At 58.9% G+C, this 16085-nt stretch carries 10 protein-coding genes; 6 read left to right on the plus strand and 4 right to left on the minus strand.

Going from position 1 to position 16085, the window contains the following annotated elements:
- The first annotated feature begins 34 nt into the window (after positions 1 to 34).
- The gene (locus tag RZS28_RS16360) at positions 35 to 2083 is read left to right on the plus strand and encodes an FUSC family protein (RefSeq protein WP_407338794.1); all 2049 of its coding nucleotides are present in this window, start codon (positions 35 to 37) and stop codon (positions 2081 to 2083) included.
- A gap of 790 nt (positions 2084 to 2873) precedes the next feature.
- Positions 2874 to 4463, plus strand: coding sequence for an outer membrane beta-barrel protein (locus tag RZS28_RS16365; protein WP_407338795.1), 1590 nt, complete (start codon positions 2874 to 2876; stop codon positions 4461 to 4463).
- A gap of 440 nt (positions 4464 to 4903) precedes the next feature.
- Here RZS28_RS16365 and RZS28_RS16370 read toward each other — a convergent pair whose 3' ends face one another.
- Genes RZS28_RS16370 through RZS28_RS16380 form a run of 3 tightly spaced genes read right to left on the minus strand, consistent with a single transcriptional unit; the run spans position 4904 to position 10945 of the window.
- Complete coding sequence (locus tag RZS28_RS16370; protein ID WP_407338796.1) at positions 4904 to 6439, minus strand: efflux transporter outer membrane subunit; 1536 nt, start codon at positions 6437 to 6439, stop codon at positions 4904 to 4906.
- A gap of 3 nt (positions 6440 to 6442) precedes the next feature.
- The gene (locus RZS28_RS16375; RefSeq protein WP_407338797.1) at positions 6443 to 9622 is read right to left on the minus strand and encodes an efflux RND transporter permease subunit; all 3180 of its coding nucleotides are present in this window, start codon (positions 9620 to 9622) and stop codon (positions 6443 to 6445) included.
- Positions 9623 to 9676: 54 nt separating this feature from the next.
- Positions 9677 to 10945, minus strand: coding sequence for an efflux RND transporter periplasmic adaptor subunit (locus RZS28_RS16380; protein WP_407338798.1), 1269 nt, complete (start codon positions 10943 to 10945; stop codon positions 9677 to 9679).
- Positions 10946 to 11451: 506 nt separating this feature from the next.
- Here RZS28_RS16380 and RZS28_RS16385 point away from each other — a divergent pair.
- Positions 11452 to 13488 carry a carbohydrate porin gene (locus tag RZS28_RS16385; protein ID WP_407338799.1) on the plus strand — a complete coding sequence of 679 codons (2037 nt, stop codon included), beginning with the start codon at positions 11452 to 11454 and terminating at the stop codon, positions 13486 to 13488.
- A gap of 134 nt (positions 13489 to 13622) precedes the next feature.
- Here the strand turns inward: RZS28_RS16385 and RZS28_RS16390 are convergent, their stop codons facing one another.
- Positions 13623 to 13859, minus strand: a complete 237-nt coding sequence (locus tag RZS28_RS16390) for an FmdB family zinc ribbon protein (protein WP_407338800.1) — start codon at positions 13857 to 13859, stop codon at positions 13623 to 13625.
- Between the two features lie 223 nt (positions 13860 to 14082).
- On the opposite strand from RZS28_RS16390, the gene RZS28_RS16395 reads away from it, so the two are divergent.
- The 3 genes from RZS28_RS16395 (at position 14083) to tatC (ending at position 16020) form a co-directional block, all read left to right on the plus strand.
- Complete coding sequence (locus tag RZS28_RS16395; protein ID WP_407338801.1) at positions 14083 to 14331, plus strand: twin-arginine translocase TatA/TatE family subunit; 249 nt, start codon at positions 14083 to 14085, stop codon at positions 14329 to 14331.
- Between the two features lie 175 nt (positions 14332 to 14506).
- Positions 14507 to 15094 carry a Sec-independent protein translocase protein TatB gene (gene tatB / locus RZS28_RS16400; protein WP_407338802.1) on the plus strand — a complete coding sequence of 196 codons (588 nt, stop codon included), beginning with the start codon at positions 14507 to 14509 and terminating at the stop codon, positions 15092 to 15094.
- Positions 15095 to 15231: 137 nt separating this feature from the next.
- Positions 15232 to 16020 carry a twin-arginine translocase subunit TatC gene (gene tatC, locus RZS28_RS16405; RefSeq protein ID WP_407338803.1) on the plus strand — a complete coding sequence of 263 codons (789 nt, stop codon included), beginning with the start codon at positions 15232 to 15234 and terminating at the stop codon, positions 16018 to 16020.
- Positions 16021 to 16085: the final 65 nt, after the last annotated feature.

Here is a 16085-nt window from a genome sequence, read left to right on the forward strand (position 1 = left end):
GTTGAAATTAGCGTGTAGAAAGATCGACCGGGACATGACCCCGTTCAGCATTCGGGATTGGTTGTTCTCCCTCAAGACATTCGGGGCGGCCGTTATAGCTCTGTATATCGGCTTTTGGATGGATCTGCCGCGTCCCTATTGGGCTGTGGCGACCGTCTATATTTGTTCGCAGCCACTGTCAGGGGCGACGCGCTCAAAGGCGGCATACCGTATTTGCGGCACAGTTCTTGGCGCGATCGTGAGCGTGGCTCTCGTGCCCAATTTCGTCAATGCGCCAGAGTTGCTGAGCCTTGCGATTTCTATATGGGTCGCCAGCTGTCTATATGTCTCCTTGCTTGACCGTAGTCCACGCAGCTACGTCTTCATGCTGGCCGGCTACACGGCCGGGATCATCGGCTTTCCTGCTGTGACCGAGCCGGGGACGATCTTCGATACCGCGCTCGCCCGCTTGGAGGAAATCACCTTGGGGATCTTATGTGCGAGCGCTGTTTCGGGAGTTGTCTTTCCATCCACTGTCGGGCCGGTCGTCGCCGAACGTCTCAGAAACTGGCTGAAGGACGCCGATCTTTGGAGTTGCAACGTCCTTTCGAAGCAAAAGGATGATCGGGCTTCACGCGAACATCGTTTGCGTTTGGCGACGGACGCCGCCCAGCTTGACCTGCTGTCCGCCCATCTTGCCTTTGACACATCAAGTCAAAGACATGCGGCGCGCGCGATGCGGATGTTGCGTCTTCGCATGTTGATGTTGCTTCCGGTCAACTCGTCCTTAGCCGAAAAGATGCGCGCTCTCGACGCCCATGGCGGGTCCGTCGCGCCGGACTTGGAGACTCTGATTGGCGATTTTCGGATCGCTGTGCAGAACGGAACAGAAATCAGCCATGAGACGGCAGAAAAATTGCGTAAGTCAATCGCTGATCATGATCTAACGCTCGACTCACGATCGGGCCCGCGCGAGTTCATGATAGCGAGCCTGCTCCTTCGTCTGAAGGACCTCATGGACATCCGCCAAGATTGTCGGCGGTTGCAGGAGCAGATCGAGACTGGGGCCGCAAAGCTGCTGGCTCCGCTTTCATTTCAGACGGAGGCAGGCGTCGCGGACATACGGCATCGCGATCCCCGGCGGGCGGCTCTTTCTGCTCTCGCAGCTCTCATCTGTGTGAGCGGCCTGTGTTGGTTCTGGATCGTCACGAGCTGGCCAGAGGGCCCGACAGCCGCGATGGTGGCGTCTGTCGTGTGCTGCCTATTTGCGTCGCAGGATAATCCCGTCCCCACAATTCGCACTTTTGCAAATTGGTCCGCGGTCGCGGTGATGGTGACGATCGGCTATCTTTTCGCGGTTTTGCCGCGCGTCCAGGATTTCGAGATGCTGGTTGTAGCGCTCGGACCCGCATTCGTATTTTTCGGGCTGCTTGCGACAAAACCAGCCACAGCCTACGCCAGCATGGCGCTGAGCCTTTGGAGCGCGACATTAATCGCCCTCCAGGAAAACTACAGCGCGGATTTTGCTAATGTCGCCAATTCGGGATTAGCGTTGCTCGGCGGCATCTGGTTCGTGACTATCGTGTTCCAGCTCGCGCGATCGGCCGGCGCCGAATGGAGCATGCGGCGGCTCCTTGAGGCAAGCCGGACGACTTTGGCGGAAGCCGCGGAGCATCGGGGCCAAGGCGATCGGGCGCATTTCGCCGCGCTCATGCTGGACCGTCTCAGCCTGCTCGCGCCGATGCTTGCTGCGGCTGATCGTGACGGAGAGCTCCAGACGGTTGATGTTCTCGGGGAGCTCAGGGTCGGCCTCAACATCATAGAATTGCGTCACGCAAGACACGGATTGCCGGCGTCGGTTCTCCAATCGATTGATGCTATGCTCGCGAGCCTGGCTGCACACTTCCGCGCGGGCTCCACGACCCCCGGGTCTGGCTTGCTGGATCAAATTGATTTGGCCGCGAGAGCTGTAGCGTCGGCTCCGCCGGGCAGGTACAGACGCCTTGCTCTTTTGGGCTTGGTCGGCATCCGCTACACGCTCTTCCCCGACGCAGCGCCGCACAATTGCAATTGGCGCGAGACGGAAACATCCGTCGCCGCGTGAACTAAACAATAGCGACTCTCTCGACTGAGACGCGCAACTGACTCGACTGCCAAAATATAGGGCATTTCCGCAGCGCGTCGCGTCATTCTATGACAAAGGCGAAATCGGTTGCGTCAAACGCTACTCGAGAACAATCGCCAAGCGATCGCAAGGGCAGTTCGCAGTCAGCACCGTTATGCGCCGCTCATGACCGCCGCAGAAATTTATATGCGTTACTGATAAATATAATCGAAATCAGATATGGAATTTTTATATGCGTCAAGGTCAAGATCTCAGGTCTCGTCTCATCTCGCTTGGGCGCGTTCGACGCGATTGCAACAGGGATGGATCTCGCCACAGCGGCCGCGGGATAGATAGTCCGCGTCTAGTGCGACATTGGCAGCATAGCGCTTTGCTCGTGTAGAGTGCGGCGCCATAGCCTGCGCCCGCTGATCATCTCGTCAGATCGAGAGGCGCCGGACGGAAAGCGGCTCATCATACAAGCGGCGACCGTGGGTGTTGCACTTTTGCGTCACACCGGCATTGGTTGCACATCTTGAGCGAAATGCGATTTAACCCCACTTGACCCTTTCTACATGTGTCTACAGTTGTAAGGACAGGATTAGCCATTTCGTATGGGACGAAGGGCTCCAGGTCCAACAGCGAGGCAGCCGATTTAGTCGATGGCTGCAACGGCCGGCGCTATTGGGCCGCCGCTGACGCGCCTGATCGAATTTAATCGAATGGGCCGCAGCACTGCGCGACGCGCGATCAAGCGGGCGCTAGGTTCGGTCGAGAAAAGGGGAATGCAATGGTCATACGATATCAGGCCGCCTGTCGAGCGAGCTTGGCGGCGGCTTTTCTTGGCGCCGCGGCGCCCGCATTTGCGGTGGACGTGAATCCAGCGCCGGTGGCGGCGCCTGAGGAATCAAACTTCTTTACGCGGCTCTACCATGCCTATGGTGACGAATGGGGCTTGGCGGCAGCGCCGGTGGACCCGAACGCGCCACCGAGCCCACCGAGCCGTCGGCCCGCGCCGTGGCCGCCGGTGCCGGAGACCACGCCGCCCTACCCATTTACGGAATGGCCCGCAGGCGGAGTGGACTATATCGGCAGCTCGCTGCCCAATGCGGTCGATAGTCCTTTGATGAAGGCGATCGGCACGGATAATCCGGTAGGGAAGACATTGGAGGACGCCCATATCCAGATTTATGGCTGGGTGGACGTCGGCGGCAATTTCAGCACGGCGCATAGCGGCTACGCCGCCAACGCCCCTGCCGCCTATTCATATACGCCCGATACTTTACAGCTTGATCAAGCCGTGATGTATATCGAACGCGTGCCTGATACGGTGCAGCAGGACCATGTCGACTGGGGTTTTCGCATAAGCGGCATCTACGGCGAGAACTACCGCTACACCACCGCCTATGGCGTTTTCAGTAATCAGTTGCTATATCACAACCATTTTGTCGGCTACGACATGCCGATGGTCTATGGGGAACTTTATGTCCCGAGGATTGGCGACGTGAAGATCTTCGAGGGCCTTGAGTTTCGTCTAGGGCGCTACATCTCCGTGCCCGACATTGAGGCGCAGCTTGCGCCTAACAATTACATGTACTCACATTCGATGACCTATGGGCTCGACAATTACACGAATACTGGTCTTTTGACCTCCCTTAAGCTGACCAAGAACTGGATGATTCAATTCGGCATCTCCGCCGGCACAGAAACGGTTCCGTGGAATTCGAGATATGTTTCGCTCATCAATCCGGCGACCGGCTTTCAGGGCTATCAAGGCGCGCGGGACCCTGGCACGCAGCCGAGCTATACGGGCTGCGTGCAATGGGAGAACGACTCTGCCTATGACAACATTTACCTCTGCGCCAACGCCTTCAACAACGGACATTGGGGTTACAACAATCTTCAATGGCTTGGCGGAACCTATTACCACAAATTTGACGAGAACTGGCACATCTCAATCGAATCCTATTACATGTATCAGAAGAACGTTTTCGATGTTGGACAAGGCTATGGAAACACGCCTTTCGCGTATTTTCGGCCGACCAACACGCCGTTCGAAGCCGTCTGCCCTTATGAGCTAAGCGGGCAGACTCAGTGCACGGCGCGGGAATGGAGCGTGCTCGCCTATCTGAACTACAAGTTCTCTCCGTTGGACAATATCTCCTTGCGGGCGGAATTCTATGACGACATCAACGGCCAGCGCACGGGCTTCCCGACGCGCTACAACAACTATGCGCTTGGCTGGCAGCATTGGTTTTCGCCTCAGATCGAGATCCGTCCCGAAATGGCGTATTATCATTCGCTTGATAAGCCGGCGTTTGATAACGGCACTAGACATGCCATCGGGATCGCTTCGATGGATCTGATCTGGCACTATTAGAGGAAACTGCCTCAAGCCAAAGCCAACGGTCCTTAAAAGGGACCGTTGGTTTGCGTGCTAGGGCGTAGCGGCCGCGCGCTCAAGACCAAAGCATTTGCGTGCGGCGCTTCGGCGAGTTAAGCGGCGGGGCGCAATTGAGGGGGCGTTCAGCGGCAGTCGCGGATGTTTCGGCGCCCATGTCGATGCGGTGGGGCCCTGTTCCAGCTTACTTTGAGCGGCTCACAGGGATACTACGCCCAGCGCGGCGGGGACAGTTGCTCGCATGTGCAAACGGAATTGGCAGTCAATGTTCCGTCTAATGCTCGCCTGAACAAGCTCCGTCAGGCTCCGGTCGCTACCGCCGAGCGCATCAAGTGAGATTGTCTGTAGTTGGCGGCGGGGCCTCGGTTCAACGAGGCGGCTCCGCCACTTCCGACGTTAAAGGCGGTTGGGTTGTTGGCTCAGTCGGCGTTGGCAGTCGTCGCCACATCGTTCCGGTTCCACCACCCGCCGCCGAGTGCTTGGAACAGCGCCGCCGTGTCTGCGAATCGATTGGCTTCCGCCTGAGCGTGGGCCAGTACAGCTTGCAGATAGGTTTGCTCCGACGTCAGCAGGGCGAGAAAATTGACCTCTCCGAGCAGCAATTGCTTGCGCGTGATCTCGAGACTTGTATGCGCCGCCGCTTCGGCCGCATTCGCAGCTTTGAGCGCGCGTGCGTCCGCCTGCAAGGCGCGCAGCGAATCGGCGACATTTTGGAACGCCGTGATGACCGTGCTCCTATATTGCGCCTCAGCCTGCTCAAGCGCGGCCTCGGCGGCCTTTTGCTTGTGATACAAAGTGAAGCCATCGAACAAGGTTTGCGTGACATTGCCGGCCAGCGTGTAAAAGAAGGTTGGCGGGCTAAACAAATTCGCCAAATTAGCCGGGCTCGAACCAAGGTCCGCTGTCAGACTGATGACCGGCAAGCGATTGGCGATGGCGACTCCGACCAAAGCGCTGGCGGAATGCAAATTGGCCGAGGCGGCCTTCACGTCGGGCCGGTGCTCGACGAGTTGCGAGGGAAGGCTAACGGGCAGATCGCGCGGAAGCCTCAATGAAGCAAGAGTGAATTTTTGCGCGACTTCAGCGCTTGGATAACGCCCGGCGAGGGCGGTCAAGAGATCGCGCTGCTGCGCCAGTTGCTTTTCGAGCGGGGGCAGCGTCTCCTCCGCCTGCGCCAAAGCGGCTTCCTGCAGCGCGACGTCGCCGCCAGCGACCTGGCCTAAACTCAATTGACGGCGCAGCAGGCCAAGCAGGTCGGTCTCAATCGCCACGATCTTCTTCGTCGCCTCGATCTGCGCGCGCAATGAGGCTTCCTGGATCGCCGCCGCGACGACATTGGAGGTCAGCGTGAGATAGGTGGCCTCGAGCTGGAAGAGCTCTCCTTGGGTTTGAGCCTCGAGCGATTCCAAGCCGCGCCGGACCAATCCGAAGACGTCTGGCGCATAGGAGACGGACACTTGGGCTATCGTCAGGCTGTAAAAGACTGAGTTGTTGCTCAGTATGGGCGCAACGTCTTCGCCCGTTTTGCCGCCAATCGGGTTGAAGTTGGCCGACGCCTGCGGATAGAGAAGGCCTTTTTGCGCTTCGGTGTTTTCATGGGCGGCGCGCAATGCGGCCTGGGCCGCTTGCAGATCGGGGTTATGCCTCAGCGCGTCCTCGATCAAATCGTTCAGCGGACGCGAATGAAACACCGCCCACCATTGGCCAGGAATGTCGAGGCCTTGCACGAAACGCTGCGCTTTGCCCTCCGGCCCAGGCGAGGCGGCGGTCTGAGGAGCCAAGGGCTCCGGCGTATAGCCGGTCGCCTCCGGGGCCGGCGGCGGCTCGAAATTGGGGCCGACCGCACAGGCCGACAGCAAGATCATCGGAACGCCTACGGCGGCGGCGCTGATCTGAAGCTTGCGGCCAGTTACATCCGCTTGCCCGGGGCGCGCGCAAGTTTTCTCTCGACCCATCGCTTATTCCCCCGGCTCTGGCGCAACATCGCCGAGCGCCTCGTTCGCCCCAAGCGGTGTGAAGACGTCGATCATGACCGGCAGGATGACCAGAATGAGCACGGGCGCGAGAAGGATGCCGCCGACGACTACAAGAGCGAGGGGGCGTTGGACCTGCGAGCCAATGGCGGTAGATACAGCCGCCGGCAGCAAGCCGACGCAAGCCGCGACGCATGTCATCACGACCGGGCGAAGCAAGGTCGTGCCAGTCTGAATGATTGCCGTCCGACGTTCGAGGCCAAACGCGTTGACGCGTCGAAAATAGGATAAAACGATCACGCCATTCATGACGGATATTCCGAACAGAGCTACAAAGCCGATGGCCGCCGAGACGCTGAACGGCGTTCCGGTAAGCACCAGCGTAAAAATCCCGCCAACGACAGCCATAGGAATGACGCTGGCGGCGAGCAGGGTGTTGCGCACTGTTCCAAACATTCCATAGAGCAGCAGCAAGATCATGCCGATGGCCACCGGCACAAGGATCGTCAAACGTCGGAGGGCGTCTTGCAGGTTCTCCACCTCGCCGACCCATTCGAGCCGGGAGCCTGACGGCAAGGTGACCGATTCAGCGACCTTCTTCTGAGCTTCCAGGACCGCGCTGCCAACATCGCGTCCGCGCACGCTGAACTTGATCGGGATGTAACGCTGTTGGCCTTCGCGGTAGATGAAGGCCGCGCCGGATGTCAGCTTGATGGCAGCGACCTCGCTGAGCGGCACCTGAATCGGGCCATTCGGCCCTTGCGCGCCAATAGTTATGTTGCGAATGGCGTCGAGATCCTGCCGATAGCGTGGGGCGAGACGGACCATCATCGGAAAATGCCGATCGCTCCCATGCTCATAGAGGTCGCCGGCGGCCTGACCACCGATCGCGGTCTGAATCGTCGCATTGACGTCGCCAGGCATAAGCCCATAGCGGGCCGCCTTGTGGCGATCGATGTCAATCGTCACCGTTGGCTGCCCAAGGGACGTCAGAACCGCAAGGTCGGTAACTCCCTTGACGGTCTTCAGGACATCCTTGATCTTGTTGGCGGTCGCCTCCATCTGCGTCAGGTCCGTGCCGAATAGTTTGACTGAATTCTCTCCTTTCACTCCGGACGCGGCCTCCTCGACATTGTCCTGAATATTCTGCGAGGCGTTGAAATCGACGCCGGGAAACTCCACCTGCAGTTTGTCGACGACATCTTGGGTCAACTCTTCCTTGGTGACGCCTTTGGGCCAATCGGCCGGCGGCTTTAGCGGCACATAGAATTCGGCGTTGTAGAAACCTGATGTGTCCGTGCCGTCATCCGGCCTTCCGTGCTGCGACACCACTGTGACGACTTCCGGAAAGCTCATCATGGCCACACGCATTCGGTTGACATAGCCATTGCCCTCGTCCAGCGAAATGGAGATCGGCATGGTCGCGCGGATCCACAGATTGCCCTCTTCGAGCTTGGGCAGAAACTCGAGCCGCAGCGAGCGTCCGGCCAGCACGCTCAGCACAACCAGCAACACGCCGAAGCCGAGAGTCAAAGCGCGGTTGGCGACCGCGAAACGCAGCAGCGGTCCGTAGCCCGCGTGAAGCACGCGCATGACCACCGTTTCGTTTTCGCTGATGTTTTCCGGCAGCAGCAGGGCGGAAAGGGCCGGAGAGACGGTGAAAGTCGCGATCACGGCGCCAAGCAAGGCGTAGGCGTAGGTCTTCGCCATAGGCGAGAAAATATGCCCCTCGATCCCGCCGAGGCCGAACAGCGGCACGAAGGCGGCGATAATGATGGCGACCGCGAACAAGATCGATAGGCCGACCTCATTGCCTGCCGCATGGATGACCGCCATCCTGATGGGTAGCCCGGGGAGCGTGTTTCCGACCCGGTCGATTTCCCATCCTAGCGGTCCAGGCGAACGGTCGCCATGCCGCCATTCGACCAAGTGGCGGAAAATATTCTCCACCATCAGAACAGAGCAATCGACGATCAGGCCGAAATCGATTGCGCCCACGGATAAGAGATTCGCCGATTCGCCGCGCATCGTCATGACGATCAGGGCGAAAGAGAGGGCGAAGGGAATGGTCGTGGCGACGATGATCGCGCTGCGCAAATTGCCGAGAAAGAGCCACTGCACCAGAAAGATCAGGATAATGCCTGTGACGATATTGTGCAGCACCGTGTGGGTGGTGACGTCGATCAAGTCGGTTCGGTCGTAATAGGGCACAAGGCGAACGCCAGGGGGGAGAATGCCCGAGGTGTTCATTTTCTCGACTTCCGCCTCCACCAAGCGCAAGGTCGGCATGGTTTCGGCCCCGCGTCGCATCAGCACAATGCCCTCGACAATGTCGTCGTCATGGTCTTGGCCGGCGATCCCTAAGCGAGGCACGTGTCCGACGCTGATTGTTGCGACGTCGCTGACCAGCACGGGGCTATTGCCGTTCTGCGCTAGAACGGTGTTGCGGATCTCGTCCATCGAGCGGATCAGCCCCACGCCGCGAACCACCGCGGCCTGCGGACCGATATTGAGCGTCTGGCCGCCGACGTTGATGTTGCTGTTGTTCAAAACCTGCAACACCTGCGCAAGCGTCAGATTATAGGCTTGCAGCCGCGCGAGGTCGATCGTGACGTCGTAAGTCTTTGTGAGGCCGCCCCAGCCGGTGATGTCGATGACGCCAGGCACCGCCCGGAAGCGTCGCTCGATCACCCAGTCTTGCAGAGTCTTGAGATCGGTCAGGCTGAACCCGGGCGGTCCCTTCAAACGATAGCGGTAGATCTCGCCGGTTGGGCTCGCTGGAGAGATCGTCGGCTGAATATTGCCCGGGAGCGGCGATAGCTGCGACAGCCGGTTCAATACTTTTTGCTCCGCCTCCTCGTAGGTAAAGTCATAGGTGAACTGCACTTTTACGTCCGACAGGCCGAACAGCGAACTGGTCCGCACAACCGTGACATGCTGAATGCCCGCGAGCTGGACCTCCAGCGGAATCGTGACGTAGCGCTCGATCTCCTCGGCCGACTGGCCGGGCCATTGCGTCACCACATCGACCAGAGGCGGCACAGGATCTGGATAGGCTTCAATATTAAGATTGGCGAAGCTGGCCCCGCCGGCGACGAGAACGCCGAAAAGCAGCACGACGACGAGGATCCGGCGTCTTAGCGCGAAAGCGATTAGTCCGTTCATGTCGGTCTCGTGTCCGAATTCCTGCGGCGGGCGGCGGGGGCTAGCTCAGCGTCGTCAATCACTGGCGGCGGCGCGATCGATGAAGATGCTTCCTTGGGTGACGACTTCGTCGCCCGCCGACAGTCCCGAAAGAACCTCGACATTCGGCCTATTTATAATCCCTGTCCGGATTTCGCGCGACGTCAGCCTATGGTCCTTGTCGGCAACCCAGACCCGCTCGGAATCGCCTTCAAAGACGATGGCCTGCTCCGGCGCCGCGAGGCCCTTGCGGCCGATGCCGGTCGCGATGCGGAAATCGGCCCACATCTCCGGCTTCAGAAGGCCTTCCTCATTGGGCACGGCGGCTCGGATCGGCAATCGATGCGTATTGGGGTCGATGGTGGGCGAGACAAAGGTGATTTTCGCGTTGAAAACCTTGTCGGGATAGGCGGTCACGCGGACTTCGACCGGCTGCCCGACGCGCACATAGGGCGCATCGGTCTCGCGCACATTGGCGGTCAGCCAAACCGTCGACAGATCGCCAATCAGCATGATCGGATCGGTGGCGCCTTGGCTGATATATTGCCCGACGCCGAGCTTTCGCATCAGAACCTGGCCGCTGATCGGCGCCAGCACGTTCAGTTCGGGCGTGGTTCGCGTCAGCGCCTCCGTCTCCGTCTCTCCCGATTGGACGCGGATGATGCGCAGCCGGTCCTGCGCGGCGGCCAGCCCGATCTCGGCGGATTTCAGATCATTCTGCGCCGCGGTCAAATCGGCCTGCGACTGCTGCCAGTCTTTCAAGGCGCCGCCCTTGGCGAGGTATAATTGGTGGGCGCGGTCTTCGGCCGTCTTGGTCAAAAGGAGCTGCGCCTGCGCTTTCGCGACGCCGGCCTTGCCCGCGACGACATCGTTGATCGCCTGCACGAGATCGGTCGAGTCCAGGCGAAACAGAGGCTGGCCCTGCTTTACATAGTCGCCGTCGCGGACAAACACTGCGGTCACCCGTCCATTATAGGGAGGGTAGACCGAAGTGGCGAAGTGATCGTCGACGGCGATCTTCCCTTCAGCCTGGCGCTGCGGCAGAAAATCCATCTCCTTGACTGTCGCCGTCCGCATCGACGCCCATTGTTGCGGCGTCGGCGTGAAGCTGGCGGCTTCGGCGGGCGCGGCATTTTCGGTCGGCGCCTGTTCCTTCGCCGTGCGAAACGGACCGAAAAACCAGGCCCAAGCGATCGCAGCGACGACGATGAATAGGATCGCGAACTGCGCCGGGCGCGGCAGACCGAAAGCTCTGCCCGGAGCTGTCGGAGACGGCTTTTCGAAGGCCTTTTTCTTTTGCTGCATTGAGGCTTCTTTGAATGACAGGCTTCAAACGAGAATAAGGAAGCCTTGCGGCGGGCATCGATTCCCGGATTTCAAATAAAATTGCAAGAGTATTCGGGCGCGCAACCAGCGCGATTGCTCTTGAATGATCATTGACATTGGGAAAGCCTCACGTCATCGGGGGAATCCTGATCTTGTGTCAGCCATCCATTCATCATGTTTTGATTTTTGCGGATCCTGAACCTGTCTTGTCCAGACTGATGAAGGATGTTCTCGACGCTTCAATGACGCATGCCAAGTCGAGGCGGCGCGGCGCCCGCTGCTTTCAATAAGTCCGACAACAGCCGGTTGACGATTCTCGATCAGCCGCTAGCTCGCGGCTTGCAAAAATATAATATCAGTGTGTCCTTGAGACCACATTAGCTAGTATTCTCAATTTATACTATTTCTAAAGTTGCTTCGTTCTATTGACAAAAATACATCCCATGACTTTCATGCTTGCGAGAGTTCGTATCACGGCATGAAATATGGGGGACGCCGCGATGCTCCGGATCGAGAAGGCTTTTGTGCGGCGTCGCGCGCTTATTACTTTGTCGGCTTGCATCACATTATCGTGTCAGGCTTTCGCCGCCGATCTGACCCCCACGTCAAATAATCCTTGGGAGGGTTTCTATCTTGGCGGCCATGTCGGCTACGCCTTTGGAACATCCTCTTATCTAACCAATCCTCCGGGCTGGCCAGCTTCGGGGGCGGTTGGCCTTTATGGCGAGGATGGCCAATTCGGTCCGGTCTTTGGCGGCCTTCAGGCTGGCTACAACCATGTGACTCCTTCAGGCATCATGTTCGGTCTCGAAGCCGAACTCTCTTTCCCCGATGAGATGCATAGCAACCTGCCGGCGATATTTTCCGCTGTGGGGCCATCCGTCCTCAACGACAGAATCGAGATCTTCGGCTCCGTGCGCGGCCGCATCGGCTACGCGTCCGGCGATTGGCTCATCTACGGCGCGGGCGGCTTCGCCTATGACCGGGATCAGGTTATGAGCACGGACATGGCCGGCGACGTCGATGGCGTTTATTTCTGGCGTCCCGGTTGGACTGTCGGCGGCGGCGTGGAAGTCCGGTTGACGCCGAATTGGAGCGCGAAACTCGAATATTCGTTTATGGATTTCGCCCGCGCCGGGGTCTCTTTTCCGATCGCCGGCGAACGCTACAATTCCAATCTCTCCTTACAGACGGTCCAACTCGGCCTGAATTATAGATTCGCCGATAATTCCGGCGCTCCGGCGTCAACGGGCGGCATTCTCCCCAATCTCGACAATTGGAGCATTCACGCCCAATCGACGATTATCGGGCAGGGCACCCCTCCGTTCCGTTCTCCCTATGTAGGGCCGCAAAGCCTCTATCCCTTCTATCAGTCGCGCGAGACCTTCAGCGTGACCGGTTTCTTGGGATACAAGGCTTTTGAAGGCACAGAGTTCTATTTCAATCCCGAGCCGTTCCAAGGCTTCGGTCTCAGCGGAACTAAGGGCCTAGCGGGCTTTCCGAACGGCGAAGCGCAAAAGGCTGGGTTCGATTTCCCTCATTACAATACGTCGCGTCTGTTCCTGCGCCACATCTTCGGCCTGGGAGGCGAACAGGAGGATTTGCCGGATGGCCCCAATCAAGTCGCCGAAAAGGCTGACATATCGCGGGTGACCATCACTTTCGGCAAGCTCTCCATACCTGATATTTTCGACAACAACGCCTATGCGCATGACGGGCGATCGAGCTTCATGAACTGGGCGCTGATCGACGGCGGCGCCTTCGATTACGCAGCCGACCAGAAAGGCTATACATGGGGCGCGGCGGTTGAGCTCAACCAGAAGGATTGGGCGCTTCGGGCCGGATATTTTCTCTTGCCCGACGTTCCCAACGGCAATGATCTCGACACGCGAATTTTTCAGCGCGGCCAATATCTCCTCGAATTTGAAGATAGATACGCGCTTTTTGGATCGGCCGGAAAGTTTCGCCTGACCGGCTGGGAAAGCCAGTGCTATTGCGGCAGCTTCGCGGCGACTTTGACCAATCCGTTCCTTTCCAATCCGGCGTTCGATTCCAATGCGCCGGACATTGCGGCGACGCGCAAGACTCGGTCGGAATTCGGCTTTATCGCCAATGTCGAACAGGCTGTTACGGATGATCTCGGCCTGTTCGCGCGGCTGAGTTGGCGGAGCGGCCAGACCGAGATCATGGCCTGGACGGACATTGACGAGAGCGCCTCGTTCGGCGGCGTATTGAAGGGAACTTCATGGGGACGCCCCAATGACAGGATTGGCCTGGCTGGCGTAGTGAACGGCCTTTCCGGCAATTATCGCGCTTTCCTTGGAGCGGGCGGCCTTGGCATCAACATCGGCGACGGCCAGATCAGCTACCGGCCGGAGCAAATCGTTGAAGCTTATTATTTGGTCGGCCTCACGGATTGGGCAACGTTCACCTTCGACTATCAATTTATCGCCAACCCCGCCGACAATTATGCGCGCGGACCGGTCTCGATCGGCGCTGTGCGGCTGCATGTGCAATTTTGATCGCGCGATCCATGGGTGGAAGTCTGGCTGCTTCGCGACGCCGGGTTAGCGCGGCGGCCAGATTCAAATATGCTCTCGGAGGCATATTTGAATTGGAAACATGATCCGCCGCCAATGACTTCGTCGACCGGGCGCTAGCTTTTCTTCGTTTGCAATTCTTTCTTGGAGAAATTGGTGAGGTCGCCTTCTTTCGCCGCCTGCCGGCGCCAAGATTTCGCTATGGCCGGATATTTGATTTCGACGCAGATCTTGGCGACCTGCTGCTGCAACTTCTCGCTGCCGCAGGACGGACAGGCGGGAACGTCGGAAGACCTAACCAAGAGCTCGAACTCGGCATTGCAGTCGTGGCAATTGTAAACGTAAAGCGGCATCAAATCCTCTCAATCGGTTATCAGCGTGGTCGGCATATCGCCATTTCTTCCGCGGCACATAAGCAATTTTTGCGCCGGAATATGCCTCAATTGACTGCGCTTTGAAATCGCAAGATCGCGGCCTATTTCGCATTCCATTTCTTGTTTTTGCCCTTGCAGGCGCATAGGTTCTCGGGACAAAGGCGGCTTCGGCGCCGTCGGCTTTCGCATGGAGGTTTGCGCGATGGGCGGTCTATCGATCTGGCACTGGCTTATCGTCGGAGCAGTAGCTTTGCTCGTATTTGGCGGCAAGGGCAAGATTTCGGATATTATGGGCGACGTCGCCAAGGGCATAAAATCCTTCAAGAAAGGGCTTTCGGACGACGACGAAAAATCCGAAGCGTTGCGGTCTGGCGAGACGCCGATTCGCGGCATCGATCATCAGCCGATCGCCGACCCGGCCAAGGTTTCGGACACGCGCAAGATTGGCTGAGCAGGACTCGCCCCCAGTTCGCAAGCCGCGGCGCCTGGACTTTAGTTGGTTTCCACGCGCCGGGGGGCCGTGTGAACTGAATTATGCGCGTCCTGAAAGGGAAACGCGGCGCGCGAAGGGACGGAGATTGTTCTCGAGCCCCATCATCGACGCCAAACCCGAGTGACCTCCGCTTATGTTCGATTTCGACGCCGGCAAACTCATCATCATCGGGATCGTGGCGCTGATCGTCATTGGACCGAAGGAGCTTCCCGGCGTGCTGCGCCAAGTTGGCCAGGCGGTTGGCAAGATGCGGCGCATGGCGGCCGAGTTTCAGGGCCAGTTCATGGAAGCCATGCGCGAGGCCGATATAGCCGACATCAAGGCGGACGTGGCGAAGCTCGCGGACAGCGCCAAGGTCGACGTGGATTTTAATCCGGTAGCCGAGCTGAAGAACCAGATTACGAGTGCGGTTGATGCGCCGGCTCTTGCGGCTCCTCAAGCGGCGGGCGCATCCTTGAACGCCATTGACTTGCCGCGCTTGCCTGAAGCGCAGGAAGAGGGAGGGGAATCCCTGCTCGCCGCGGGTATTGCGCCCGCGCCCGTCGAGGCGGAAGAGGCGACTGAGGCGCCTGCGCATGCGGAGCCGGTTGCGGCGGGCGGCGTCGAGGCGGAGATGCAGGCGCTCGCAACTGCGCTCGAGGCTGAGATGCGGTCGCCGCCGCGCCGGGCCGATGCGGATGAATCGAAGGCGCGGGGCTCGAACGTGCAAGATCAGGCGTGACTTTCCCCGCGCGCCGGTTCTATTAAGCTCGCACGTTCCGCATGCCTAATCCGCCCGCCCGCCGCCATCCTTTGCGCGCCGCCGCCTGCAGCGATCGAGGATCCCGCCGCAATGATTTTTGAGACGAGCCTCATCAGATGAGCGACGCCGATATTGAGGCGACCAAGGCGCCCTTGATGGATCACCTGATCGAGCTGCGGTCGCGGCTCGTCAAGGCGCTCATCGCCTTCCTTTTGATGTTCTTTGTCTGTTTCTATTTCGCCAAGGATATTTACAATATTCTTGTCGTGCCTTTCGAACATGTCGCGGGTCCGGACGCGCGGCTGATCTATACGGCGCCGCAGGAATATTTCTTTACGCAGATCAAGGTTGCGATTTTCTCGGCCGCCTTCCTGTCTTGCCCGGTGATTTTCGCGCAGCTTTACGCCTTTGTCGCGCCCGGCCTCTACCGGCATGAACGCAAAGCCTTTGCGCCCTATCTTTTCGCCACGCCGTTCTTTTTCGCGCTTGGCGGACTTGTCGTCTATTTCATCGTCATGCCGAATCTCTTGCGCTTTTTCATCGGCATGCAGCAGGCCAAGGAGCCGGGCCGGGCGCAGATCGAGCTTTTGCCACGCGTCAGCGAATATCTGTCGCTGATCATGACCTTGATCTTCGCCTTTGGCGTCACCTTCCAGCTGCCGGTGGTCCTGACCCTTCTCGGGCGCGTCGGAATCATCGATTCGGAATTTTTGCGCAGCAAAAGGCGCTACGCGATCGTGCTTGTCTTTATTGTCTCGGCGATCCTGACGCCGCCCGACATATTTTCGATGCTGGCGCTTGCCGCCCCTGCGCTGCTCCTCTACGAGCTTTCGATCGTCTCTGTCCGCATGATCGAAAAGGGCCGCGCTGCGGAGAAAGCCGCCGGGCAGGCCACGGGGAGTTGAGGCGCAACGCCGCGCGGGCGGCCAAGTCCTCATGGTGAGGAGGGTCTGAAAGACCCGTCTCGAAC

It is taken from the genome of Methylocapsa polymorpha, assembly GCF_045689225.1.
GTDB classification, from domain to species: Bacteria; Pseudomonadota; Alphaproteobacteria; order Rhizobiales; family Beijerinckiaceae; genus Methylocapsa; species Methylocapsa polymorpha.

Bases quoted from the DNA above. Each gene is read 5' to 3' on its own strand.
- tatC (WP_407338803.1), top strand. From the start codon at position 15,232: ATGAGCGACGCCGATATTGAGGCGACCAAGGCGCCCTTGATGGATCAC.
- tatB (WP_407338802.1), top strand. From the start codon at position 14,507: ATGTTCGATTTCGACGCCGGCAAACTCATCATCATCGGGATCGTGGCG.
- RZS28_RS16360 (WP_407338794.1), top strand. From the start codon at position 35: ATGACCCCGTTCAGCATTCGGGATTGGTTGTTCTCCCTCAAGACATTC.
- RZS28_RS16385 (WP_407338799.1), top strand. From the start codon at position 11,452: ATGGGGGACGCCGCGATGCTCCGGATCGAGAAGGCTTTTGTGCGGCGT.
- RZS28_RS16390 (WP_407338800.1), bottom strand. From the start codon at position 13,859: ATGCCGCTTTACGTTTACAATTGCCACGACTGCAATGCCGAGTTCGAG.
- RZS28_RS16370 (WP_407338796.1), bottom strand. From the start codon at position 6,439: ATGGGTCGAGAGAAAACTTGCGCGCGCCCCGGGCAAGCGGATGTAACT.
- RZS28_RS16380 (WP_407338798.1), bottom strand. From the start codon at position 10,945: ATGCAGCAAAAGAAAAAGGCCTTCGAAAAGCCGTCTCCGACAGCTCCG.
- RZS28_RS16375 (WP_407338797.1), bottom strand. From the start codon at position 9,622: ATGAACGGACTAATCGCTTTCGCGCTAAGACGCCGGATCCTCGTCGTC.
- RZS28_RS16365 (WP_407338795.1), top strand. From the start codon at position 2,874: ATGGTCATACGATATCAGGCCGCCTGTCGAGCGAGCTTGGCGGCGGCT.
- RZS28_RS16395 (WP_407338801.1), top strand. From the start codon at position 14,083: ATGGGCGGTCTATCGATCTGGCACTGGCTTATCGTCGGAGCAGTAGCT.